A 23,052-nucleotide genomic window follows, 5' to 3' on the forward strand; every position below is an offset into this window, starting at 1 on the left:
CGCCGGCGTGGCCCGGCAGATCATGTGAGAGACGAGAAGGAGACACGATGCCCACCCTCGCCGAACTCGGTGACCTGCACGGAAAGCGGGTGCTGGTCCGGGCCGATTTCAACGTTCCGTTGGACGGTGACACCATCACCGACGACGGCCGTATCCGGGCGGCACTGCCCACCATCAGCCGGTTGATCGAGGCCGGTGCCGTGGTGGTCCTGACCGCTCACCTGGGCCGGCCCAAGGGGAAGGTCGACCCGCACTACTCCCTGGACCCGGTCGCCAGGCGGCTGGGTGAACTCCTCGGCCAGGACGTGACGTTGGCCGGTGACGTGGTCGGACCGGCCGCCCGCGCCGCGGTCGACGCGGCCGGTCCCGGGCAGGTGGTGCTGCTGGAGAACATCCGGTTCGACGCCCGGGAGACGTCCAAGGACGACGCCGAGCGCGGAGCGCTGGCCGATGACCTGGCGAAACTCGCCGATGTCTTCGTCTCCGACGGCTTCGGCGTGGTGCACCGCAAGCAGGCCAGCGTCTATGACGTGGCCACGCGGCTGCCGAACGCGATGGGAGGGCTGGTGCAGCGTGAGGTCGCCGCACTGGAACGGGCCACGCAGGACCCGGCCCGACCCTACGTCGTCGTGCTGGGTGGATCGAAGGTCTCCGACAAACTCGGCGTGATCGAGAACCTGCTCACCAAGGCCGACACCCTTCTGATCGGTGGGGGCATGGTGTTCACGTTCCTCGCGGCGCAGGGGCACCAGGTGGGCAAGTCGCTCCTGGAGTCGGACCAGATCGAGACTGTCAAGGGCTACCTGGCCACCGCGGCCGAGCGGGGCGTGCAGATCCTGCTACCCACCGACATCCTGGTGGGCCCGGAGTTCTCCGCCGACGCCGCCCCGACGGTGGTGGCGGCCGACGCCATCCCCGCCGACCAGATCGGGCTGGACATCGGTCCGGAGTCGTCGGCGGCCTTCGCCGAGGTCATCCGTGGGGCCCGCACGGTGGTGTGGAACGGCCCGATGGGGGTTTTCGAGTTTCCGGCCTACGCCGGGGGGACCGAGGCGGTGGCGCAGGGCATGATCGATGCCACCAGCGCCGGGGCCTTCAGCATCGTCGGCGGTGGAGACTCCGCGGCCGCAGTGCGCCTGCTCGGCTTCGATGAGGCGGGCTTCGCGCACATCTCCACCGGGGGCGGGGCCTCCCTGGAGTTCCTGGAGGGCAGGACGCTGCCCGGGATCGACGTTCTGACCGACTGAGGTCCGAGTTATCCGACGGCGCCGGTGGAGCCGGCGAGGTGAGCCACCGTCGACCGCGCCGCAGAGCCAAGAGAGGCAGAAGATGACGCAAGCACGCACCCCGCTGATGGCGGGCAACTGGAAGATGAACCTGGACCACCACGAGGCCACACATCTGGTGCAGAAACTGGCCTGGACGCTCCGGGACGCCCAGCACGACTACGAGTCGGTCGAGGTGGCGGTGTGTGCGCCCTTCACCGACCTGCGCTCGGTGCAGACCCTGATTGATGCGGACAAACTCAGCATCAAGGTCGGCGCCCAGGACGTCTCCGCACACGAGCAGGGCGCCTACACGGGAGAGATCTCCGCCACGATGCTGGCCCGCCTGGGGGTCGACTATGTGATCGTGGGCCACTCCGAGCGGCGGCAATACCACGCCGAGGACGACGCCCTGGTCAACGCCAAGGCCCGGGCCGCACTGAAGACCGGGCTGATCCCGATCATCTGCGTGGGCGAGGGCCTGGCGGTGCGCCAGGAGGGCCGCCACGTACCCGTCACGCTGGCCCAGGTGGACGGTGCGCTCGAGGGGCTCTCCGCCGAGGCCGTCGCCCACAGTGTGATCGCCTATGAACCCGTGTGGGCGATCGGGACCGGTGAGGTGGCCACACCGGAGGACGCCCAGGAGGTGTGCGGGGCGATCCGGGCCCGACTGGCCGAACTCTACGGCGAGGAGGTCGCCGCCTCGGTGCGCGTGCTCTACGGCGGATCGGTCAAGTCCGCGAACGTCGCCTCGATCATGGCCCACGCCGACGTCGACGGCGCCCTGGTGGGTGGGGCGAGCCTGGACGCGCAGGAGTTCGCGAACATCGCCCGATACCAGGCGCACCAGGTCGGACTGTAGCAGGCGGGTTTCCCTCCGCGGCCATTGATCGCGTAAACTCATGCCGGTGCCCTGCGGCCGGTGATCCCGGCTGCGCTGATTCAATAGATGAGGATTCGTACGTGGACGCATTGAACATCGTCCTCCAGGTGCTCCTGGTGCTGACCAGCGCGATGCTGATCCTTTCCATCCTGATGCACAAGGGCAAGGGTGGGGGCCTGTCGGACATGTTCGGCGGGGGCGTGTCCACATCGTTGGGATCCTCCGGAGTTGCCGAACGCAACCTGAACCGGATCACCATCGGGTGTGCCGTGATCTGGGGCACGGTCATCGTGCTGCTGGGTCTGGTCCAGAAGTTCGCGATCTAGGAGTTCCTTCGTGGCAAGTGGTAGTGCGATCCGTGGGTCCCGAGTCGGCGCCGGACCGATGGGAGAGGCCGAGCGAGGCGACGCCGCACCGCGCGTGCACGTCTCCTACTGGTGCGCGGCGGGCCACGAGACCCGTCCCAGTTTCGCCCAGGAGGCGGGCATCGAAATCCCCGAGACCTGGGACTGCCCACGGTGCGGGATGCCGGCCGGACAGAACCAGAGCAGCCCGCCCGAGCCGCCCCGGAACGAGCCGTACAAGACCCACCTGGCGTACGTGAAGGAACGGCGTTCCGATGACGACGGCGCGGCGCTGTTGGATGAAGCGCTGGAGGCACTGCGCAAGCGTCGCGGTCGCTGACCATGGGCTGGTGGCTGCCCGGTCGCGTCAGCCAACGGCCCGGGCCGCACCGGGCCACTCCTTACACGACGTAGGCGATCAGGAACCCGTCATAGCCCTTGGCGCCCACGGACTGCATCGCGGTGGCCTCCAGGGTGCCCTCGCGCACCGCTGCCCCGATCGCCTCCACCATGGTGCGGGTGCCCTGGACATCGGGCCGGTCACTTCCGGCGTCGGCCACAGCACCGGCGCGCACCACGTTGTCCACAACGATCACCGACCCCGGATGAGTGAGCCGCAGGGCCCAGTCCAGGTACGAGGGGTTGTTCTCCTTGTCCGCGTCGATGAACACCAGGTCGAACGGATCACCATCGACCAGGCTCGGCAGCGACTCGACGGCCGGGCCCTCAAGGATCTCCACCCTCTCGCTCAGCCCGGCCCGTTCGATATTCCCGCGGGCCACCGCGGCGTGCTCCGAGGAGTACTCCAGCGAAACCGTCGCCCCGTCCTCACCCGCAGCACGGGCCAGATGGATCGTGGAATAGCCGAAGAGCGTCCCGATCTCCAGGACGCGGCGCGCCCCTGCTGCGCGGGCCAGCACGCTGAGGAACCCTCCGAGCAATTCGGAGACCTGGATCTGCGGCAGCGCGGCACCGTCACGCATCGCCGCAGTCAGGATCGGGTCCGGGGGTCGGAGCTGGTCAGCGAAGTAGCCGTCCACCGTGTACCACAACCGTTCGAGGGTGTTCATCGCACCTCCACGTGCTTCAGGCCCGAGCGCAGTGCCCGGCCGTAGATGACATCGGGGTCCAGATGCCGCAGATCCTCCATCAGGCAGTCCTCCAGCGGACGCTTGGCCATCGCCACCTGCCGTTGCGGCTCGTGCTCGGTCGAGATCGTCACCGTCGCCGAGCCCTCGGGGCGGTGCAACGAGATGGTGCCGGTCTCGCGGTGCAGGTCCACCCCGCTGATCACGCTGGATTCCTCGTCGTGCACCACCAGGGCCGAGCACTCCAGGGCACTGGCGAACCATGCGGCGAGCAGGTGCAGTGAGGGCCGGTCTGTGTTGCCGCGCACGGTGACGGCGGTGATGGTGGCGCCCGGGTCGCCCTCGACGACGCCGGCGCTCAGGCCCCGCCACAGGGTGGTTCGGGCCCAGGACAGATCGGTATCGCCGGGGGAGTAGCCCTCCCGCAGTTCGTGCAGGCGCTCCACCCCACGGGAGACCTCGCCGACGTCACTGATCCGGCGCTGGGCCATCCGGCCCAACGGGTCCTCGGCAAGGTTCGCGGGGGGCTCCTTGGGCCACCACGCGACGAGCGGGGCATCCGGCAGCAACAGGGGTGTGACCAAGGTGTCGACAGCGTCCCTGGTGGTGCCGAGCGGGCGCAGGATCACCACCTCGCTCGCCCCGGCGTCTCCGCCCACCCGGATCTCGGCGTCCAGGCGGGCGGGATGATCGGCGTCACCGGGGTCGATCACCACCACCCGGGACGGGTGTTCCCTGCTGGCCCGGTTGGCTGCCTCCACCGCGGGTTCCACGTCGCCCCCGGAGGAGACGATCACCAGCGTGAGGACGCGGCCGAGCGCTCGAGCCCCGCCCTGCTCACGCAGTTCGACCAGTTTTGCGCCGACCTCGGCGCTGGTGGTGCCTTGCAGCGTGACGATCACGGCTGCCTCCAGGTGCGTCCGTCACGGGCCAGCATCTGTTCGGCCGATTCGGGGCCCCAACTCCCGGGCCGGTACGGATCCGGGCTACCGTTGGCCTTCCAGTACTCGATAATGGGATCCAGGATCTGCCAGGAGAGTTCCACCTCACGGTGGCGGGGGAACAGCGGCGGGTCGCCGAGCATCACATCGAGCAGGAGCCGCTCGTAGGCCTCCGGGGACGCTTCGGTGAAGGCGTGCCCGTACCCGAAGTCCATGGTGACGTCCCGGACCTCCATCGCTGTCCCGGGAACCTTGGAGCCGAACCGGAGCGTGACGCCCTCATCGGGCTGGACACGGATCACGATGGCGTTCTGGCCCAGCACCTGGGTGTCATTGAGGTCGAACGGCAGGTGCGGGGCGCGCTTGAAGACCACCGCGATCTCGGTGACCCGGCGGCCCAGGCGCTTGCCGGTGCGCAGGTAGAACGGCACCCCGGCCCAGCGGCGGGTGTCGATGTCCAGCCGGATCGCGGCGTAGGTCTCGGTAACCGAAGCCGGGTCGATGCCCTCCTCCGCGAGGTAGCCCTGTACCTGCCGACCACCCTGCCAACCGGCCGCGTACTGCCCGCGGGCGGTGTGCTTGCCGAGGTCCGCGGGCAGCCGTACTGCGGAGAGGATCTTCTCCTTCTCCGCCCGGAGGGCGTCGGCGTCGAATGAGACCGGCTCCTCCATCGCAGTCAGGGCGAGGAGCTGGAGCAGGTGGTTCTGGATGACGTCCCGGGCCGCGCCGATGTCGTCGTAGTAGCCCGCCCGGGTACCGATACCGATGTCCTCGGCCATGGTGATCTGGACGTGGTCCACGTACGCCTCGTTCCAGACCGGCTCGAACATCATGTTCGCGAACCGGATCGCGAGCAGGTTCTGGACGGTCTCCTTGCCCAGGTAGTGGTCGATCCGGAATACCGACTCGGCCGGGAACACCCGCTCCACGGCCTCGTTCAGGCTGCGGGCGCTGGCCAGGTCGTGCCCGAAAGGCTTCTCGATGACCACCCGACGCCAGGCGCCGTTGTCGTCCCGGGACAGGCCCGAGGCGGCCAGCCGCTCACACACGACCGGGAACTGCGCCGGCGGGATCGACAGGTAGAACGCATGGTTCCCGCCGGTGCCGCGTTCGACGTCGAGTTCCTTGACGGTGCGGGCCAGTCTCTCGAATGCCTCCGGGTCGGTGAACTCACCCTGGACGAACCGGATGCCCTGCCGGAGCTGGCGCCACGCGTCCTCGTCGAACGGAGTCCGGGCGTGCTCGCGGACGGCCTCGTAAGCGATCTGCTCGAAGTCCTGCCGATCCCAGTCCCGCCGTGCGAAGCCGGTCAGGGCGAAGCCCGGGGGAAGTAGACCCCGGTTGGCCAAGTCGTAGATCGCGGGGATCAACTTGCGTTTGGCCAAGTCACCGGTGACCCCGAAGAGCACCACTCCGCACGGTCCGGGGATGCGGGGCAGGCGCCGGTCCGCGGGGTCACGCAGCGGGTTGGCACTGGCGCCCTCGGGACGGACCAGGCTCATACGGACACACCGGGGGTGGTTCCCTCGGTCGCCTCGCGCAGGCCGGTCTCGACCGTGGCCAGCAATTCCTCCCAGCTGTCGATGAACGACTGCACGCCGGCGGCCTCCAGGTCGTCGAGGATCTCGTCGTAGTGCACGCCCAGGCGCTGCACCTCGTCGATCACGTACTGGGACTGCTCGTACGTTCCCCGAACGGTGTCAACGCCGGTGGCGCCGGAGTGGTCGGCGACGGCGGCCAGCGTAGCGGCCGGCATCGTGCTGACCACGTCCGTGGTGACGAGTTCGTCTACGTACATGGTGTCGGGGTAGGCGTCGTCCTTGGTCCCGGTGGAAGCCCACAGCAGACGTTGGGGATGGGCACCGGCCGCGGCGAGTTCGGCGAAGACCGGGGAGGAGAAGACTTCCTCGAACACCTGGTAGGACAGCCGCGCCCCGGCGATCGCGCTGCGTCCACGCAGGGATGCGGCCTTGTCGGTTCCGATCTCATCGAGGGCGGCATCGACCTTGGAGTCGATCCGGGAGAGGAACACCGAGGCAACCGATCGGATCGTGGACAGGTCGCGTCCAGCGGCGTGTGCCCGCTCCAACCCGTCCAGGTATGCCTGGGCCACGGCCCGGTAGCGGTCCAGGGAGAAGATCAGGGTCACGTTGACACTGATCCCGGCGCTGATCGCAGCGGTGATCGCCGGCAGGCCCTCGGGGGTGGCCGGGATCTTGATCATCACGTTGGGCCGGTCCACCGTCTCCCACAGCATCTGCGCGGCCTCCACCGTCGCCTCGGTATCGTGCGCCAACCGGGGGTCGACCTCGATCGAGACCCGCCCGTCCCGGCCGCCGCTTCGGTCGTACACGTCGGCGAACAAGTCGCAGGCGGTGCGTACGTCGTCGGTGGTCAACGTCAGTACCGCCGCCTCGGCGTCGGACCCGGCCGCGGCAAGTTCGGCGAGTTGGGCGTCATAGGCGGTGCCCTTGCTGACCGCGCCGGCGAAGATGGTGGGATTGGTGGTCACCCCCACCACGTTCCGGGTATCGATCAGATCGGCCAATCTGCCGTCGCGCAGCGCAGTGCGGGACAGGTCGTCGAGCCACACCGAAACGCCGGCGCGGCTGATCCGGGTCAGGGCGGTGTCGGTCATGGCAGTTCTCCTTCGCTCAGGCTGGCCCGCCGGCTGCGGCCAGGGACTCCTCGGCAGCGGCGACGGCGGCCTCGGCGGTTATGCCGAACTCGCGGTACAACGTCTTGTAGTCGGCGGACCCACCGAAGTGCTCCAGGGAGACCGCGCGCCCCGCCTCGCCGAGGTATCGGTGCCAGGACAGGGCGACACCAGCCTCGATGCTGACCCGGGCACGCACGGTGGCCGGGAGCACCTCTTCGCGGTAGGCGTCGTCCTGCTCCTCGAACCACTCCAGGCAGGGGGCCGAGATCACCCGCGTCGGCACCCCCTTGGCCTCCAGCGCGGTCCGGGCCTCGACGGCCAGCTGCACCTCCGAGCCGGTGGCGATCAGGAGCACCTGCGGTTCGCCGGTAGAGGCTTCCTGCAGGATGTAGGCACCCTTGGACAGGCCGTCGGCTTCGGCGAACCCGTCGGTGCCGCGGGGGAAGGTCGGCACACCCTGTCGGGTCAGGACCAGGCCGGCTGGTTGGTCACGCTCCAGGATCGTCCGCCATGCCCGGGCCGTCTCGTTGGCATCCGCCGGGCGCACCAGGGCCAGCCCCGGGATGGCCCGGACCGCGGCCAGGTGCTCCACCGGCTGGTGGGTGGGACCGTCCTCACCCAGCCCGATCGAGTCGTGGGTCCACACGAACGTGGAAGGAGCACCCATCAGGGCGGCGAGCCGCACGGCCGGACGCATGTAATCGCTGAAGGTGAAGAAGGTGCCGCCGTAGGGTCGGGTAAGCCCGTTCAGCGCGATCCCGTTCACGATCGCCGCCATCGCGTGCTCGCGGATTCCGAAGTGCAGGGTGCGCCCGTAGGGGTTGCCCTCGAACTGCTCGGTGGAGCGGTGCGCCGGCAGGAACGACGGCTCACCCTTCATGGTGGTGTTGTTCGAACCGGCCAGGTCGGCCGAGCCGCCCCACAGTTCGGGCAGCGGGTCGGCCAGGGCGGCCAGCACGGCACCGGAGGCAGCGCGGGTGGCCACGTCTTTCCCGGCCTCGAAGACCGGGAGCTCATCGGCCCAGCCCGGCGGGAGTTCACGCCCGCGCAGGCGCTCGAGCAGCGCGGCGCGCTCGGGGTTGTCCTGCGCCCACTGGTCGAACCTGGTGTTCCAGTCCGCGTGTGCCTTGGCGCCCCGGTCCACCAGGCCCCGGGCATGGGTGAGCACCTCGGGGGCCACCTCGAAGTCGCGCTCCGGGTCGAACCCGAGCGCCTTCTTCAGCCCCGCGACCTCCTCGGTGCCCAGCTTGGCGCCGTGGGCGCCGTGGGTGTTCTGGGCCGTGGGTGCCGGCCAGGCGATGATCGTGGACAACCGGATGAAACTTGGCTGGTCGGTGATCTCCTTGGCCCGCTGCAGGGCAGCAGCCAGGGCGTCGACGTCCTCGCGGTACTCGGTGCCGTTGTTGGTCCAGTCCACGTGCTGGGTATGCCAGCCGTAAGCGGAGTAGCGGGCCGTCACATCCTCGGTGAAGGCGATGTCGGTGTCGCCCTCGATGGAGATCTGGTTGTCGTCCCAGATCACCACCAGGTTGCCCAGTTCCTGGGTGCCGGCCAGGGCCGAGGCTTCGGCGCTGACGCCCTCCTGCAGGTCGCCGTCGGAGGCGATCACATAGACGTGGTGGTCGAACAGCGACTCACCCGGCGCGGCGTCGGGGTCGAGGAGACCGCGTACCCGGCGCTGGGCGTAGGCCATCCCCACCGAGGTGGCCAGCCCCTGTCCCAACGGACCGGTGGTGGTCTCCACACCGTCGGTGTGGCCGTACTCGGGGTGGCCGGGTGTCTTGGAGTTGAAGGTGCGCAGTGCCGCGAGGTCGGCAACCTCCAGGCCGAACCCGCCCAGGAACAACTGGATGTACTGGGTCAGGCTGGAGTGCCCGGCGGACAGCACGAACCGGTCCCGGCCGAGCCAGTGCGGATCGGTCGGGTCTGAAGCCATGGTGTTCTGGTACAGCAGGTACGCCAGAGGCGCGAGGCTGATCGCGGTGCCAGGGTGGCCGTTGCCGGCCTTCTCCACCGCGTCGGCGGCGAGCACGCGAGCGGTATCAACTGCGCGCAGATCAAGGTCGGTCCATCCGGTGGTGGTGGCCTTGGGGGCTTTGGCGTTCACGGGCTTCCCTTCGATGACCCCGCGGCGGGGCCGGTGGACGTGCAGTTCTGGGATGCTGGTGGGCTGCACCAGCCTGGTGCGCGGATCGCGCAGGGGCTCGGGGTTGGTTCTGCTGGTGCGAGCCTACCGACTTCCCCCGCTCGCACACCTGGTGCGCCGGAGCCGGGTGCGATGGGCCCACGCCAACGCATCTGATTCGAGGATAGCGCTTTCCGTCTCGGGGGAACAGCACCTTCCCACCTTGTGGACGTCGCGCGGTGGCATGGCCTATGCGCGAACCACGGCCGAGGGCCCCTAGACTGGCAGGCAGACGAGTGAGCACAGGTCTGGGTCCCCGGCAGTCGGATTCGGTTGTGCTGCATGGAGATGGTGAGGTCGTGTCGCACACCGAGGCAACCAGTCCGGCGGTAGCCGGGACGCCGCCCGCGTCCGCGGCGGTCGGTCCGCAGGCATCCGCGCGGCAAGGCGCTGACCCCGAGCGGACCTGGAGATCCACCCTCAAGGCCTATGTCGCCCTGACCAAGCCGCGGATCATCGAACTGCTGCTGATCACCACGGTGCCGACGATGTTCCTGGCCCAGGGCGGCTTCCCGGGCTGGTGGCTGGTGGTGGTCACCCTGATCGGCGGTGCGGCCGCGGCCGGCTCGGCCAACGTGTTCAACATGATCTACGACCGCGACATCGACGCGGTGATGAATCGGACCAAGAACCGCCCGCTGGTCACCGGAGAGGTGACGGTGCGCCAGGCGATGGTCTTCGCCTTCGCTCTCGGCGTCTTCTCGGTGGCCTGGCTCGGGCTGGTGGTCAACTGGGTGGCCGCAGTGCTGTGCCTGGCTGCGATCGTGATGTACGCGGTGGGTTACACCATGCTGCTCAAACGCCACACCACCCAGAACATCGTCTGGGGCGGCGCTGCCGGTTGTATGCCGGTGCTGATCGGGTGGTCGGCGGTGACCGGGTCCCTGTCCTGGGCGCCGGTGCTGCTGTTCGGGATCATCTTCTTCTGGACCCCGCCGCACTACTGGCCGCTGTCGATGAAGTTCAAGGCTGATTACGCCGCAGCGAACGTCCCGATGCTGCCGGTGGTCTCCGCCGACACCCGGGTGGCCCGGCAGATGATCGGTTACACCGTGGCGATGATCGCCTGCTCGCTGGCCTTGGTGCCGGTAGCGGGTATGGGCTGGTTGTACCTCGTGGCCGCTGCGGGCTCGGGGGGCTGGTTCCTGTGGTTGTGCCTGTCGCTGTTCCGGCGGGCCCGCGATGGCGATGGCAAGAAGTTGCGCGCGATGAAAGTCTTCCACGCCTCGATCACATACCTGACCGTGTTGTTCGTGGCGATTGCAGTCGATCCGTTCCTGCCCTTCTGAGCCGGTGGCCAGCCCAGCGAAGGCCGACCCGGCGCGAGCCGACGACGACGGCGCGGCCACCTTCACGGATGTGTTGCGCCAGTACCTGGCGCACCTGGGCATCGAGCGGGGCCTGTCCGAGCACACCCTGAATGCCTACCGACGGGACCTGAACCGCTACGCCCGGTTCCTGGCCGCCCTGCCGCGCACGGACCTGGAGCACGTGACCGAGACCGATGTCGGGGCGTTCGTGGAGGCGATTCGTTCCGGTGCCGACGGGGGGACCGCGCTCTCGGCGTCCTCCGCTGCCCGTACGGTTGTCGCGGTGCGGGGATGGCACAAATTCGAGGCGCTGGAGGGCCGCACCACGCACAATCCGGCCGCCAACGTCAAGCCTCCCGGAGCCACCAAGCGGTTACCCAAGGCCATTCCGGTGGAGGTGATCGAGCAGGTGCTCGAGGGTGCCTCGGCTGCCCCGGGGGTGCTGGGACTGCGCGACCGGGCCTTGCTGGAGGTCCTCTACGGCACCGGCGCGCGGATCAGCGAGACGGTGGGACTGAGCGTGGACGACGTGGGGCTGGACCGGTCCGCGGCCAGCGTGCGCCTGTTCGGCAAGGGCCGGCGCGAGCGGGTGGTGCCGATGGGTCGGTTCGCGGTGCAGGCACTGGAGGCCTATCTGGTGCGGGGGCGTCCGGTGCTGGCCTCGAAGGGCAAGGGCAACGCTGCGTTGTTCCTGAACCAGCGGGGCAACCCGCTCAGCCGGCAGAGCGCCTGGGCGGTGCTGCAGCAGGCCGCGGAACGTGGCGGAGTGCAGGCGCACCTGTCCCCGCACACCATGCGCCACTCCTACGCCACCCACTTACTCGCCGGGGGAGCGGACGTGCGGGTGGTGCAGGAACTGCTCGGGCACGCCTCGGTCACCACCACCCAGATCTATACCCACCTGACCCGCGAGACGCTGCGCGAGGTCTACGCCGCCTCCCACCCCCGCGCGCTCGGGTGAGTCGGCACGCCCGTGCCGGCAGGGCCGCGCGGGCAGGTGTGTCGACGGACGCTCGCCCCACCGGGAGGCGTCACCGGGACCTGTGCCGCGGCGTGTGCACCGAGCGGTGCCGGCTCAGAAGTCGTCACGAATGTGGACCGGCCAGCCGCCGAGGGCCTGGTCGAGGACGGCGTCGGTGGCCGCGTCCCCGCCACTGAGTCCACCGGCCATGCGGATGTTCGCGCTCGACTGTGCACCGGACCACGCCAGCGCCAGCCCGCCGGGGGTGTACACCGGCGCATCCGGAGGTCCATCCCCCACGGCGCCGATGCGCGAGCACGCCGGGGCGTCGTCGTCGGCCTCGCCCGGCGGGCGCAGCCGGTAGGTGCCGTCCATGCTGCCCAGGCCGTCCCCAGCGACGGCGAAGATGGTCTCCCGGCGGACCGGGACCTCGCGCACCGAGAAGGCGGCGGCGACGTCGTCCACGCGCAGCATGTACGGGTTGACCGAGGTGGTGCGCCACTGCCGCGGCGGGAGGAACAACCGGGCCACGTCCGCCCCGGAGGTGCGCAACCTGATCCGCGCCACCACCGCGCTGAAGGAGCCCAGGGTCCGCCAGAGCGCGCGATAGGCCTCGGGGGCCAGGGCGAGAATCTCCACGACGTTCAGCACGGCATCCGATCCGTCCCCGCTCCCGCGATCCCAGGAGGCGTAGCCCAGGACCTGGCCGTCCGGGCCCACGGCGAGGGTCACCCCGGTGAACTCCTCGGTGAGGTCCACCGCCGGGAAACAGGGCCCGGTGCGGGTCAGCGGCCCGTTCTGCTTGCTCGCCCACTGGGTGTAGACCTTGAACACCGCGTCGAAGTCTGCGGCGGTGGCACGCCGGGTACGCACCAGGGGGGTGCCGGGCCGCACCTCGGCCGCGACCGTGCTGGCGATCTCGACGGTGTCCTGACTCGCGATGAGCTCGAAACCGAACCTGCGGTAGATCCCGGGGGCGGAGGCGAACAGGGTTGAGATCACGTCACCCTCGCCGTGGGCGTGCTCCAGCACCTGCGCCAGCAGCGGGGAGAGCAGACCGCGGCCCCGGTACTCGGCTGCGACCGTGACCCCGGCGAGACCACACGTGGGCACGAGCGCGCCACCGAAATGGGACCGGTAGGCACGGCGCGCCGCCTTGGCTGCCAGGGTGGCACCGTCGAAGGTGCCCCACTCGGTGGTGCCCGGGGGAGGCCACGGACGGCGCTGGGCATCCCCGTGCCGGGGGCCCACGGGAAAGCCGAAGGCCTCCCGGCCCAGCGTGATCGCCTCGGTCTTGTCGGCAGCGCCGAGTCGCCTGATCTGAAAGGGCACTCCCGGAGCCTAGAGGACATGGAACGTCGCGGGTACCGGAGGGCTGCCCGGCGCGCATAGTTTGTCCTGACTGTTCCGGGCAGTAAGTTGGCGGCGTGAGCACCGACAACCCGGCGCAGACCGCGCGCGACTTTCCCGTCCCCGAGCCGCTGGGCGCGCACGGGCCGGCGCGGATCATCGCGATGTGCAACCAGAAGGGCGGGGTCGGCAAGACCACCACCACGATCAACCTCGGCGCGGCCCTGGCCGAGTACGGGCGCAAGGTGCTGCTGGTGGATCTGGACCCGCAGGGTGCCGCCTCGGCCGGGCTGGGCGTGAACGCGCTGGAGTTGGACCGGACGATCTACACCGAGTTGATGGCGCAACGACCCGACATCACGGCGGTGACCCATCCCACCTCGGTGGAGGGCCTGGACCTGGTGCCGGCCAACATCGATCTGTCCGCCGCCGAGGTGCAACTGGTCAACGAGGTGGCGCGTGAGCAGGCGCTGGCCCGGGTGCTGCGCCCGGCCACGGAGGACTATGACGTCATCCTGATCGACTGCCAGCCTTCCCTGGGGTTGCTCACCGTGAACGCCCTGACCGCCGCACACGGGGTGATCATCCCGCTGGAGACCGAGTTCTTCGCCCTGCGCGGGGTGGCGTTGCTGGTGGAGACCATCGAGAAGGTCCGCGACCGGCTCAACCCGCGCCTGCACGTGGACGGCATCCTGGCCACCATGTACGACGCGAGGACCCTGCACTCCCGCGAGGTGCTGGCCCGGGTGCAGGAGGCCTTCGGGGAGCAGGTGTTCGAAACGGTCATCACCCGGACGGTGAAGTTCCCCGACGCCTCGGTGGCGACCGAACCGATCACCTCCTACGCCCCGAACCACGCCGGCGCCTACAACTACCGCAAACTCGCCCGCGAGTTGATCAACCGTGGCGACGTCGCCTGACGTCGGCGACCAGACGGGCGGCGCCGAGGAAGAGCCGGGCGACGCGGGCGACCAGCCCGCCGGGTCGGTGCAGTTGGCCTCCCGACCGGGCTTCGAGGTCCAGCTGGAGAACTTCTCCGGGCCCTTCGACCTCCTGCTCTCCCTGATCGCCAAGCACAAGATGGACGTCACCGAGGTGGCCCTGGCGGTGGTCACCGACGACTTCATCGCCCACCTGCGCGCCCAGAGCGAGTGGGACCTGTCCCAGGCCAGTGAGTTCCTGGTGATCGCCGCCACGCTGCTGGACCTGAAGGCCGCACGGCTGCTGCCGCGGGGCAGCGCTGATGAGGCCGAGGACCTGGAACTGCTCGAGGCCCGGGACCTGCTGTTCGCCCGGCTGCTGCAGTACCGGGCGTTCAAGGAGGTCGCCGCCCACCTCCAGCGCGAGTGGTTCCGGCTGGGACGTTCCCACGCCCGAAGCGTGAGCCTGGAGCCCCGGTTCGCCGAGTTGCTGCCCGAACTGATCCTGCGCGTCACACCTGAGCAGTTCGCGGCGCTGGCTGCGGCCACGTTGGCGCCCAAGGACGAACCGGCCGGGGTCGACCTGTCCCACCTGCACAACCCGGTGGTGAGCGTGCGAGAGCAGGCCGCGATGATCGTGCAGCGGTTGCGCCGCCAGCGCAACGTGACCTTCCGCTCACTCGCCCAGGATGCCTCGGCACTGAACGTGGTGGTCGCTCGTTTCCTGGCGCTGCTGGAGCTCTATCGTGAGGACGTGGTGGCCTTCGACCAGGCCGACGCGCTGTCCGAACTGACCATCAGGTGGACCGGCGGCGACGACGGCGACGTCGACGTGACCGATGACTATGACGATGTCGCCGCGCCCGCAGGTCCGGGCCGGCACGCCGATGCCGTTCATGCAACGGAGGAACGATGAACCAGGAGCACCCCAGCGATCCCGGTGCGGCTATCACCGACGACGACGCAACTCCCGCGGGCCACGACGGTTCCGCGCCGTCCGAAGCCGGCGGTGCGGACACCGAGGGGCCGTTGCCGGTGCTGGGTGAGCCCGGTGGATTGCACGGGGCGCTGGAGGCGATCCTGATGGTCACCGACGCCCCCGTCGCCACCGAGCACCTGGCCAGCGTGCTGAAGGTCCCCACCGAGCAGATCCGCACCGCCCTGGCCGAGCTGGTCCGCGACTACGCCGAGGGCCCGCGCCCCCGCGGCTTCGAACTGCGCGAGGCGGGGGGAGGGTGGCGCGTGTACTCCGCGCCCGCATTCGCCGACGCCGTCGAGGCGTTCGTGCTCGAGGGCCAGACCGCCCGGCTCACGCAGGCTTCCCTGGAGACGCTGGCCGTGATCGCCTACCGCCAGCCGGTCTCGCGTGGCCGGATCGCCGCCATCCGCGGGGTGAACGTGGACTCGGTGGTGCGCACGTTGCTGACCCGTGGTCTGATCGAGGAGGCCGGGCAGGACGAGGAGGGTGGGGCGATGCGCTACCGCACCACGGCCTACTTCCTGGAACGACTGGGCTTGCGCACCATCGAGGACCTTCCGCCCCTGGCGCCCTATCTCCCGGACCTGGACTCCCTGGCCGATGTGGACGGACTGGGCTGATGGGAGCGCACGAACGATGAGCGAACAGGTGCACACCCCCTCGGGGGTACGGCTGCAGAAGGTGCTGGCCGGGGCGGGCCTGGGGTCCCGGCGCAAGTGCGAGGCGATCATCAGCGCCGGCCGGGTCAGCGTGGACGGACAGGTGGTGCGCCAACTCGGGGTCCGGGTGGATCCGCGCACCGCGGTGATTCACGTGGACGGGCTGCGGGTGCAGCTCGACGAGAAGGTCACCACCCTGGCCCTGAACAAGCCGCTGGGCGTGTACTCCACGATGGCGGACGAGCAGGGCCGCCCGGACCTGAGCACCTACGTGGCGGACCGCCCCGAGCGACTCTTCCACGTCGGACGCCTGGACGCCGACACCGCCGGTCTGCTGCTGCTGACCAACGACGGCGAACTCGCCCACCGCCTGGTCCATCCCTCCTACGAGGTGCTCAAGACCTATGTTGCCCAGGTGCAGGGGCAGGTCCCGCGCGGCCTGGGCCGCACCCTCAAGTCCGGGGTGGTCCTGGAGGACGGCCCGGTCCACGCCGACGCCTTCACCGTGCTGGACAGTTCCCCGGAGGCCAGCCTGGTGGAGATAACCCTGCACGAGGGCCGCAACCACATCGTGCGTCGGCTGCTGGCGCAGGTGGGCTACCCGGTGACGCGACTGACGCGCACCCGGATGGGCCCGATCCGACTCGACCGGCTCAAACCGGGACGCACCCGGGTCATCGACGGACCCGAACTGGGCCGGCTGATGGCTGACGTCGGCCTCTGAGGCCGGGGTGGTGGGGCCGACTCGCGAATGCGAGGTATGGTGCGGGACGTGAATTCGCTGGCCTCGACCACCGGTCCGGTCCTGATCGTGGGCACCGGTCTCCTCGGCGCCAGCATCGGTCTCGGCCTGCGCAGCCTCGATGTGCCGGTGTGGCTGCAGGACGCCTCACCGACCGCCGTCGCCCTGGCGCGTGACGTCGGCGCCGGCCAGATCCGGGGACCCGAGCACACCGACCCCGCACTGGTGATCATCGCCGCCCCGCCCGACGTCACCGCAGACCTGATCACTGAGGCGCTGCGGGAGTTCCCCGGGGCCGTGGTCACCGACGTGGCCAGCGTCAAGGGGGTCCTGCTGGAGGAGTTGCGCGAGGTCGAGGGGCTGGACCTGCGCCGGTACGTGGGCTCGCACCCGATGGCGGGCCGGGAGCGTGCCGGTGCGGCCGCCGCCACCTCGGAGTTGTTCGCCGGCCGTCCCTGGGTGATCGCCGCCCACCCCGAGGTGGACCCTGCTGCGGTGCGCACGGTGCGGCACCTGGCCGCCGACCTGGACGCCAGCCCGGTGCACCTGGAGCCGGTTGAGCACGACGAGGCCGTGGCGCTGGTCTCCCACCTGCCCCAGATGATGGCGTCCCTGGTGGCCGGCCGGCTGGTGGGTGCCGCGCCGGAGGCGCTGGCCCTGTCGGGTCAGGGCCTGCGCGACGTCACCCGCATCGCGGCCAGCGACGCACGCCTGTGGGCGGCGATCATCACCGGCAATGCCGCCGCGGTTCACGACGGCCTGCGAGCGGTCCGGGCGGACCTGGACGAGGTGATCACCGCCCTGGAGCGGGCCGCCACCGAGGGACCCCTCGCGGAGGGTGCCGCGGGTGCGGTCTCGGCACTGATCGGTGCCGGTAACGAGGGCGCCGGGCGGATACCGGGCAAGCATGGTGGTGCTCGCCGCCACTATGCCGAGGTGACGGTGCTGGTTCCCGACGAACCCGGCGAGCTGGGCCGGCTGTTCACCGAGATCGGTCAGATCGGCGTCAACATCGAGGACTTCGCGATGGAACACTCCCCGAAACAGAAGGTAGGGATGGCGATCGTGTCGGTACTGCCCGATGCCGCCGGCCGGCTCGAGCGAGACCTGGGCGACCGGGGCTGGCGGGTGGTGGCGCCATGACCAGCCCGTCCGGTCTCGTGGTGGCCATCGACGGCCCCTCCGGCACCGGCAAGTCCACCATCTCCAAGCGCGTTGCGGCCGACCTCGGCCTGGCCTACCTCGACACCGGGGCCATGTACCGGGCTTTGACCTGGTGGTGCCTGCACCAGGGCATCGACCTGACCGACACCGACGCGGTGGCCGCTCAGGCCCGCGCCATGCCGCTCCGGATCGGCACCGACCCGGCCCACCCGGCCTTCGCCGTCGGCGATCACGACGTGACCACCCGGATCCGCACCTCGGAGATCTCCACCCGGGTCTCGGCCGTGGCCACGAACCTGGCGGTACGGGCCGAACTGCAAGAGCGTCAGCGTGCCGTGATCGCCGCCGAGGGCCGTCCCGGCGGGTTCAGCCAAGGCCGCGGCATCGTCGCCGAGGGCCGCGACATCACCACCGTGGTGGCCCCGCGGGCTCAGGTGCGGATCCTGCTGCTCGCCGATGAGCACGCGCGCCTGGCTCGGCGCACCAACGAACTTCACGGGCGTGTCGATGCCGAGGCGATCGAGGCGACCCGTGACCAGGTGCTGCGCCGTGACGCCGAGGACGGCACCGTGTCCAACTTCAGCACCGCCGCGCCGGGCGTGATCCCGGTGGACACCTCCCAGATGAGCCTGGATGAGGCGGTCGCGGCGGTCCGGGATCTGGTGGAGGCAACGCGATGAGTGACGCACGACCCGGCGGCCCGAAGCCGAAACGGACGGCGAAGCCCGACCCGTCCAGCCCCGGGCAGGCGATCAAGCCCGAGCATATCCGCCGATGGGGCCCGATCTGGTCGCGCCGCGTGGGCTGGGTGCTGGCGAAGGTGCTGTGGAATACCAAGGTGATCGGCGCCCACCACGTGCCCAGGACCGGCAGGGTCCTGATCGCGGCGAACCACACCGGCATCATCGACGGTCCGTTGCTGCACGGGGTGATCCCGCGCTCGTCGTTCATCATCATCAAGGAGGAGATCTTCAAGGTCTTCGTCATCGGCTTCCTGATGCGCTGGGCCGGTCAGATCCCGGTGGACCGCCGGAACGGCCGGGCGGCGCTGCTCACCGCGCTGACGATGCTGAACGAGGACCGCCTGGTGGGGGTCTTCCCCGAGGGCAGCCGCGGGAGTGGCGACGTCAGGTCGACCAAGGCCGGCATCGCATGGCTCGCGGTACGCTCGGGCGCCCCGGTGGTGCCGGTGGCGATCCTGGGCACCCGGCCGCCGGGGGAGAAGGCCGGACACGTACCCGGCCCACGCGCCAAACTGCACGTGGTCTACGGGGCGCCGTTCGTGCCGGCCGATCCCGAGGCTGGCACCGGACGCGCGGCCGTGGCCGAGGCAATGACGGTGATTCAAGAGAAGATGAGCGAGCACGTGCGCCAGGCCTCGACCACCACCGGGGTGCCGTTGCACTCGGCGACCGAGATCTGAAACCTCCGTCACAGCAGCAGAGGGCGCGCACACCCGTGCCGGTGCGCGATGATGGCGGGGTGAATTCCACCGAGTACCCCGCCATGCCCGACGACGACGCCGCCGCCTGGGAGCAGCAGTCGCCGGATCTGAGCGAATCACCCGAGCAGGCCCAGCGCGCCGAGGCGCTGCGTGCCGGCCTGCAGGCCTACGACCTGGCCGACGCGGACCTGGCGCTGCTGTCCGGCGATGACACCGAGGGCACCGGCGAGGAACCGGAGGGCCCGCTGCCGGTGCTGGCGGTGATCGGGCGCCCGAACGTGGGCAAGTCGACCCTGGTGAACCGCATCCTGGGCCGGCGCGAGGCCGTGGTCCAGGACACCCCGGGCGTGACCCGGGACCGGGTGCTCTACCCGGCGGAGTGGGCTGGGCGGCGGTTCATGCTGGTGGACACCGGCGGCTGGGAGCATGACGCGAAGGGGTTGCCGGGTCGGGTGGCCGAACAGGCCGAGGCCGCGATCGAGGTCGCCGATGCGGTGATGTTCGTGGTCGATGCCACGGTGGGACCCACCAGCACCGACGAGCACGTGGTGCGGCTGCTGCGTCGTTCCGGCCGGCCCACGGTCCTGGTCGCGAACAAGGTGGACAGCCAGCGGGCCGAGGCCGACGCGGCGATGCTGTGGTCACTCGGGCTGGGCGAGCCCTACCCGGTTTCGGCGCTGCACGGGCGCGGCTCAGGTGACCTGCTGGACCGGGCCATGGAACTGCTGCCGGCCACCTCCCAGGTTGCCGGGCGGGATCTGGCCGAGGGACCGCGACGGGTGGCCCTGATCGGACGCCCGAACGTGGGCAAGTCCTCTCTACTGAACTCCCTGACCGGCACCGACCGGGTGGTGGTGGACGAGGTCGCCGGCACCACACGGGACCCGGTGGACGAACTCGTCCGGCTGGGCGAGCGGGACTGGTGGTTCGTCGATACCGCAGGAATCCGGCGCCGCGTGCACCAGACCTACGGGGCTGACTTCTATGCCTCGCTACGCACCCAGGGAGCGCTGGAGAAGGCCGAGGTCGCGGTGGTGCTGATCGATGCCTCGGAGCGGCTGACCGAGCAGGACACCCGAGTGATCCAGCAAGCGATCGACGCCGGGCGAGCCCTGGTCATCGCGTTCAACAAGTGGGACCTGATGGATGAGGAACGCCGGGACCTGCTCGAGCGGGAGATCGAACTGGACCTGGTCCAGGTGCGTTGGGCGCCCCGGGTGAACATCTCCGCCCTGACCGGGTGGCACACGAACCGGTTGGTCCGGTCACTGGAGACCGCCCTGGAGTCCTGGGACACCCGGGTACCGACCGGGAAGCTCAACGCGTTCCTGGGTGACCTGACCGCGGCCAACCCCCACCCGGTGCGCGGGGGCAAGCAGCCCCGGATCCTGTTCGCCACCCAGGCCGGCACCCGCCCACCCCGGTTCGTGGTGTTCGCCACCGGATTTCTGGACCCCGGCTACCGGCGATTCATCGAACGACGGCTACGGGAGACCTTTGGTTTCACCGGCACCCCGATCGAGATCAGCGTACGGGTGCGGGAGAAGCGCCGGCGCCGTTGAGGGTGTGAACAGACCGGCCACCGCGCCATCACATCCACCACCCGGGGTGATCAGGCCCGGGGCTGGTGCTGCCCGCCGCGCTCCTGGTTTGCGGACTCGGGCTCGACGAGTTCGGCCATAGCGGCCGCGAAGAATGAGCGCACCTGGCCCCAGTGCACCTGGGCATTGGCCAGGTGCTCGGTGAGCCGATCGATCTCGGCGTGCTGGGCCGCGGTAAGCTCCTTCTCGGCACGTACCTGCTGCCGTTGCGCCAACTCCTGGCGCAACCGCTCCACGGTGCGCTCAGCCTCGGCGAGCAGTTCGTTCAGGCTCGCCTCATCACCATTGCTGTGCTGGGGCTGCGGCAGCGGAGAAGGTGCCATCACCACACGGTAGCGGCGATCAGCGTGATCGGGACGATCACGAACATACCCAGCACCCAGGCGGCCACGTACACCTTGGACCTGACCGCCAGGCTCGCCAGCCATTGCGCGCCGAGCACCGGTAGCGGGCGCAGCAGTGGCAGGCCGAAGATCACCAGGGCGCAGAAGACGTTGTAGAGCAAGTGAACGTACGCCGCCTGCAGCGCCGGCCCCGCCTCGGCACCGGTGAAGGCGAAAGCCGCGATCAGTGCGGTGAGGGTGGTACCGATGTTCGCGCCGATGGTGAAGGGGTAGATCTGCTTCAGGGAGAACGTTCCGGACCCGGCCAGCGGCACCGCGAGTGAGGTGGTGGTGGTGGAGGACTGGACCATCACGGTCATCAGGGTGCCCGAGGCTATCCCGCTCAACGGGCCGCGGCCGATCGCCGCATGCAGAATGCGCTGGGCCCGGCCCACCATCAGCACCTTGAGGAGTCTGCCGATCAGGTTGATCACGGCCAGGATGCCGAGCACACCCAGCACGATCAGGATGAGCCCGGCGGCCACGGCCGGCAACGGGGAGACCAGGCCGGTCAGGAACGCCGAGCCGGGAGAGGTGACCGCTCGTACCACCTCGCCCACCGCGGTGAACACGGTGGCGACGACTCCGCCGTCGGATCCGGAGGTCTGCGCCGTCAGCCACGCCGAGGAACGGTGCAGTATCCCGAAGACCAGTTCCAGGGGCAAGAAGATGGCCACCGACAACAGGTTGTACATGTCGTGCACGGTGGCGGCCCCGAAGGCCCGGCGAAAGGTCTCCTTGTCCCGGGACATGCCCAGGCTCACCAGGGTGGAGGTCATCGTGGTGCCGATGTTCGCGCCGATCATGATCGGGATGGCGATCCCGATCGGGAGCCCGCCGGCCACCATGCCCACCGTGATCGAGGTGGTGGTGGAGGAGGACTGGGTCAGCGCGGTGGCCAGCAGTCCGATCATCAGCCCGATGAACGGGTTGGACGCGAACTGGAACAGTTGTCCTGCGCCGTCGCCGGCAGCCAGCTTGAACCCGGACCCGATCAGGGCCACTGCGGTGATCAGGACGTAGATCCCGATCGACACCATGACCCATTCCGCGGCCCGCAGCTTCTTCCCGTGGAAGGGGAGGAAATGCAAGGGACTGCGCAGGGGAGCAACGGGTGCCTGCACTGCGCTTGCCGGGGGGAGGCCGACCTGGGTGGTACTCACGCGGCCCTGGCCTGGGTGACTAGTACTCGCACACCAACACTTCAGCACTCGCAGGCGAGATTCAGACGACATCCAGGTAAACGCCAGATGAACACGCTATGAGGTACCTCACATCGGCGCCCTCATTCCGGTTCGGGGCGGGACCAGTTCGCCTCGGTGCGGTGCAGCAGTGACACCACCGTGGTGCCCAGCACGAAGGCGCTGATGATTGCGGCGATCATCAGGCCCGGTTCGTTGGCGGTGCCCACCCGCTGGCTCAGCACGGTCTGGGCTACCACCTGGAAGGCGAGATGGAAACCGACCGGCGTCCACACGCTGCCGGTCTGGATCCGCAGCAGACCCAGCACCACGGCCATTGCCATTGCCAGGAACATGATGCCGCGCTCAGCCAGTACCCCCCACCCTTCCGAGGCCACCCACAGGGCGGTCCCGAACACAGTGAACAACACCGCTTGGGCGATGGCCGCCAGCCACGGGGCCATCACCGTGGTGAGGTTGCGCTGCAGGTATCCGCGGAAGATCAACTCCTCCGGGAGCGCTTCGAAGAAGAACACCAGGACCACCAACAACACGGCCCAGCCCAGGATGTGCGCCACCGGCACGTGGGCCTGCAGGCTGAGCCACCCGGTGCCCAGGGCGACACCAAGTCCCAGGGCACTGGGCACCAGGAAGGCGACCACGCCGATCAGGAACGGACGCCATGCCCTCGCGGACACGCCAAGTCCTAACCCGGACCATGCGCGCCGGTCCAGATAGCGACGGGCGAGGAAGACCATCGGGATCGCCAAACCTGAGATCAGGGCGGCGTTGGCCAGGCGCACCGGGATGCTCGACTGCCCGCCGTAGAGGTTGGCGGTGAGCCAGGACATCAGGGCCCAGATACCCACGCCGGCGGCCAGAACCAGTCCGATCCGTACGACGAGTGGGGCGCGGGTGGTGCCGATGGCGGCTTCAGTAGGCATCGCAGGCAGCCTGACAAGGCTGGACAGGGTGCGTCCAGTGCCATTCGTC

Annotated in this window: 23 protein-coding genes; 14 read left to right on the forward strand and 9 right to left on the reverse strand. The window is 69.6% G+C overall.

What is annotated here, in order from left to right; translation table 11 throughout:
• Positions 1–47 precede the first annotated feature (47 nt).
• The 4 genes from ACO0LU_RS08525 (at position 48) to ACO0LU_RS08540 (ending at position 2,832) form a co-directional block, all read left to right on the forward strand.
• The gene (locus tag ACO0LU_RS08525; RefSeq protein ID WP_424790943.1) at positions 48–1,247 is read left to right on the forward strand and encodes a phosphoglycerate kinase; all 1,200 of its coding nucleotides are present in this window, start codon (positions 48–50) and stop codon (positions 1,245–1,247) included.
• An 82-nt stretch (positions 1,248–1,329) separates the two neighbouring features.
• Positions 1,330–2,127: a triose-phosphate isomerase gene (gene tpiA, locus ACO0LU_RS08530; RefSeq protein ID WP_424790944.1), complete on the forward strand. Its 798-nt coding sequence runs from the start codon at positions 1,330–1,332 to the stop codon at positions 2,125–2,127.
• A 101-nt stretch (positions 2,128–2,228) separates the two neighbouring features.
• Positions 2,229–2,474, forward strand: a complete 246-nt coding sequence (gene secG / locus ACO0LU_RS08535) for a preprotein translocase subunit SecG (protein ID WP_424785859.1) — start codon at positions 2,229–2,231, stop codon at positions 2,472–2,474.
• Between the two features lie 10 nt (positions 2,475–2,484).
• The gene (locus ACO0LU_RS08540; RefSeq protein WP_424785860.1) at positions 2,485–2,832 is read left to right on the forward strand and encodes an RNA polymerase-binding protein RbpA; all 348 of its coding nucleotides are present in this window, start codon (positions 2,485–2,487) and stop codon (positions 2,830–2,832) included.
• 61 nt (positions 2,833–2,893) lie between these two features.
• Here the strand turns inward: ACO0LU_RS08540 and ACO0LU_RS08545 are convergent, their stop codons facing one another.
• Genes ACO0LU_RS08545 through tkt form a run of 5 tightly spaced genes read right to left on the reverse strand, consistent with a single transcriptional unit; the run spans position 2,894 to position 9,287 of the window.
• A complete protein-coding gene (locus ACO0LU_RS08545; protein ID WP_424790945.1) occupies positions 2,894–3,562 on the reverse strand; it encodes an O-methyltransferase in 669 nt (222 codons plus the stop codon).
• Positions 3,559–4,482, reverse strand: coding sequence for a glucose-6-phosphate dehydrogenase assembly protein OpcA (locus ACO0LU_RS08550; protein WP_424790946.1), 924 nt, complete (start codon positions 4,480–4,482; stop codon positions 3,559–3,561). The genes ACO0LU_RS08545 and ACO0LU_RS08550 overlap by 4 nt, the downstream gene beginning before the upstream one ends.
• Positions 4,479–6,023: a glucose-6-phosphate dehydrogenase gene (gene zwf, locus ACO0LU_RS08555; RefSeq protein ID WP_424790947.1), complete on the reverse strand. Its 1,545-nt coding sequence runs from the start codon at positions 6,021–6,023 to the stop codon at positions 4,479–4,481. The genes ACO0LU_RS08550 and zwf overlap by 4 nt, the downstream gene beginning before the upstream one ends.
• A complete protein-coding gene (tal, locus tag ACO0LU_RS08560) occupies positions 6,020–7,159 on the reverse strand; it encodes a transaldolase (protein WP_424790948.1) in 1,140 nt (379 codons plus the stop codon). Before tal ends, zwf begins: the two co-directional genes overlap by 4 nt.
• A 16-nt stretch (positions 7,160–7,175) precedes the next feature.
• Complete coding sequence (gene tkt, locus ACO0LU_RS08565) at positions 7,176–9,287, reverse strand: transketolase (RefSeq protein ID WP_424790949.1); 2,112 nt, start codon at positions 9,285–9,287, stop codon at positions 7,176–7,178.
• A 377-nt stretch (positions 9,288–9,664) separates the two neighbouring features.
• Between tkt and ACO0LU_RS08570 the strand changes: the two genes are divergently transcribed.
• Together ACO0LU_RS08570 and ACO0LU_RS08575 are read left to right on the forward strand one after the other, a co-directional pair.
• Entirely contained in the window at positions 9,665–10,654 is a 990-nt protein-coding gene (locus ACO0LU_RS08570; protein WP_424790950.1) for a heme o synthase, read from the forward strand.
• A gap of 4 nt (positions 10,655–10,658) precedes the next feature.
• A complete protein-coding gene (locus ACO0LU_RS08575) occupies positions 10,659–11,636 on the forward strand; it encodes a site-specific tyrosine recombinase XerD (protein ID WP_424790951.1) in 978 nt (325 codons plus the stop codon).
• A 114-nt stretch (positions 11,637–11,750) separates the two neighbouring features.
• Here ACO0LU_RS08575 and ACO0LU_RS08580 read toward each other — a convergent pair whose 3' ends face one another.
• The gene (locus tag ACO0LU_RS08580; protein ID WP_424790952.1) at positions 11,751–12,968 is read right to left on the reverse strand and encodes a GNAT family N-acetyltransferase; all 1,218 of its coding nucleotides are present in this window, start codon (positions 12,966–12,968) and stop codon (positions 11,751–11,753) included.
• Positions 12,969–13,063: 95 nt separating this feature from the next.
• Here ACO0LU_RS08580 and ACO0LU_RS08585 point away from each other — a divergent pair, with 95 nt between their 5' ends.
• The 8 genes from ACO0LU_RS08585 to der all read left to right on the forward strand — a co-directional run bounded on the left by ACO0LU_RS08585 (position 13,064) and on the right by der (position 20,456).
• On the forward strand, positions 13,064–13,906 hold the full coding sequence (locus tag ACO0LU_RS08585; RefSeq protein WP_424790953.1) for a ParA family protein: 843 nt from the start codon (positions 13,064–13,066) through the stop codon (positions 13,904–13,906).
• Complete coding sequence (locus ACO0LU_RS08590) at positions 13,890–14,822, forward strand: segregation and condensation protein A (RefSeq protein ID WP_424790954.1); 933 nt, start codon at positions 13,890–13,892, stop codon at positions 14,820–14,822. Before ACO0LU_RS08585 ends, ACO0LU_RS08590 begins: the two co-directional genes overlap by 17 nt.
• Positions 14,819–15,505: an SMC-Scp complex subunit ScpB gene (scpB, locus tag ACO0LU_RS08595; RefSeq protein WP_424790955.1), complete on the forward strand. Its 687-nt coding sequence runs from the start codon at positions 14,819–14,821 to the stop codon at positions 15,503–15,505. Before ACO0LU_RS08590 ends, scpB begins: the two co-directional genes overlap by 4 nt.
• A 16-nt stretch (positions 15,506–15,521) precedes the next feature.
• Positions 15,522–16,268, forward strand: a complete 747-nt coding sequence (locus ACO0LU_RS08600) for a pseudouridine synthase (protein WP_424790956.1) — start codon at positions 15,522–15,524, stop codon at positions 16,266–16,268.
• 48 nt (positions 16,269–16,316) lie between these two features.
• A complete protein-coding gene (locus ACO0LU_RS08605; protein WP_424790957.1) occupies positions 16,317–17,429 on the forward strand; it encodes a prephenate dehydrogenase in 1,113 nt (370 codons plus the stop codon).
• The gene (gene cmk / locus ACO0LU_RS08610) at positions 17,426–18,130 is read left to right on the forward strand and encodes a (d)CMP kinase (RefSeq protein ID WP_424790958.1); all 705 of its coding nucleotides are present in this window, start codon (positions 17,426–17,428) and stop codon (positions 18,128–18,130) included. Before ACO0LU_RS08605 ends, cmk begins: the two co-directional genes overlap by 4 nt.
• Entirely contained in the window at positions 18,127–18,873 is a 747-nt protein-coding gene (locus tag ACO0LU_RS08615) for a lysophospholipid acyltransferase family protein (protein ID WP_424790959.1), read from the forward strand. Before cmk ends, ACO0LU_RS08615 begins: the two co-directional genes overlap by 4 nt.
• An 83-nt stretch (positions 18,874–18,956) precedes the next feature.
• Positions 18,957–20,456 (forward strand): ribosome biogenesis GTPase Der, encoded by a 1,500-nt coding sequence (der, locus tag ACO0LU_RS08620; RefSeq protein ID WP_424791218.1) that lies wholly within the window; start codon positions 18,957–18,959, stop codon positions 20,454–20,456.
• Between the two features lie 50 nt (positions 20,457–20,506).
• On the opposite strand, the gene ACO0LU_RS08625 is transcribed toward der, so the two are convergent.
• The 3 genes from ACO0LU_RS08625 to ACO0LU_RS08635 form a co-directional block, all read right to left on the reverse strand.
• Positions 20,507–20,818 (reverse strand): hypothetical protein, encoded by a 312-nt coding sequence (locus ACO0LU_RS08625; protein ID WP_424790960.1) that lies wholly within the window; start codon positions 20,816–20,818, stop codon positions 20,507–20,509.
• The gene (locus ACO0LU_RS08630) at positions 20,818–22,041 is read right to left on the reverse strand and encodes a Na/Pi cotransporter family protein (protein ID WP_424790961.1); all 1,224 of its coding nucleotides are present in this window, start codon (positions 22,039–22,041) and stop codon (positions 20,818–20,820) included. Before ACO0LU_RS08630 ends, ACO0LU_RS08625 begins: the two co-directional genes overlap by 1 nt.
• A 122-nt stretch (positions 22,042–22,163) precedes the next feature.
• Positions 22,164–23,003: a lysostaphin resistance A-like protein gene (locus tag ACO0LU_RS08635; protein ID WP_424790962.1), complete on the reverse strand. Its 840-nt coding sequence runs from the start codon at positions 23,001–23,003 to the stop codon at positions 22,164–22,166.
• Positions 23,004–23,052 lie beyond the last annotated feature (49 nt).

Source organism: Pseudactinotalea sp. Z1748 (assembly GCF_049725185.1).
Classification (GTDB): Bacteria; Actinomycetota; Actinomycetes; order Actinomycetales; family Beutenbergiaceae; genus CALKWS01.

Coding starts and splice junctions, on each gene's coding strand:
- zwf (WP_424790947.1), bottom strand. CDS start 6,023: ATGAGCCTGGTCCGTCCCGAGGGCGCCAGTGCCAACCCGCTGCGTGAC.
- ACO0LU_RS08525 (WP_424790943.1), top strand. CDS start 48: ATGCCCACCCTCGCCGAACTCGGTGACCTGCACGGAAAGCGGGTGCTG.
- tpiA (WP_424790944.1), top strand. CDS start 1,330: ATGACGCAAGCACGCACCCCGCTGATGGCGGGCAACTGGAAGATGAAC.
- cmk (WP_424790958.1), top strand. CDS start 17,426: ATGACCAGCCCGTCCGGTCTCGTGGTGGCCATCGACGGCCCCTCCGGC.
- tal (WP_424790948.1), bottom strand. CDS start 7,159: ATGACCGACACCGCCCTGACCCGGATCAGCCGCGCCGGCGTTTCGGTG.
- scpB (WP_424790955.1), top strand. CDS start 14,819: ATGAACCAGGAGCACCCCAGCGATCCCGGTGCGGCTATCACCGACGAC.
- ACO0LU_RS08545 (WP_424790945.1), bottom strand. CDS start 3,562: ATGAACACCCTCGAACGGTTGTGGTACACGGTGGACGGCTACTTCGCT.
- ACO0LU_RS08615 (WP_424790959.1), top strand. CDS start 18,127: ATGAGTGACGCACGACCCGGCGGCCCGAAGCCGAAACGGACGGCGAAG.
- ACO0LU_RS08600 (WP_424790956.1), top strand. CDS start 15,522: ATGAGCGAACAGGTGCACACCCCCTCGGGGGTACGGCTGCAGAAGGTG.
- der (WP_424791218.1), top strand. CDS start 18,957: ATGCCCGACGACGACGCCGCCGCCTGGGAGCAGCAGTCGCCGGATCTG.
- ACO0LU_RS08635 (WP_424790962.1), bottom strand. CDS start 23,003: ATGCCTACTGAAGCCGCCATCGGCACCACCCGCGCCCCACTCGTCGTA.
- ACO0LU_RS08625 (WP_424790960.1), bottom strand. CDS start 20,818: ATGGCACCTTCTCCGCTGCCGCAGCCCCAGCACAGCAATGGTGATGAG.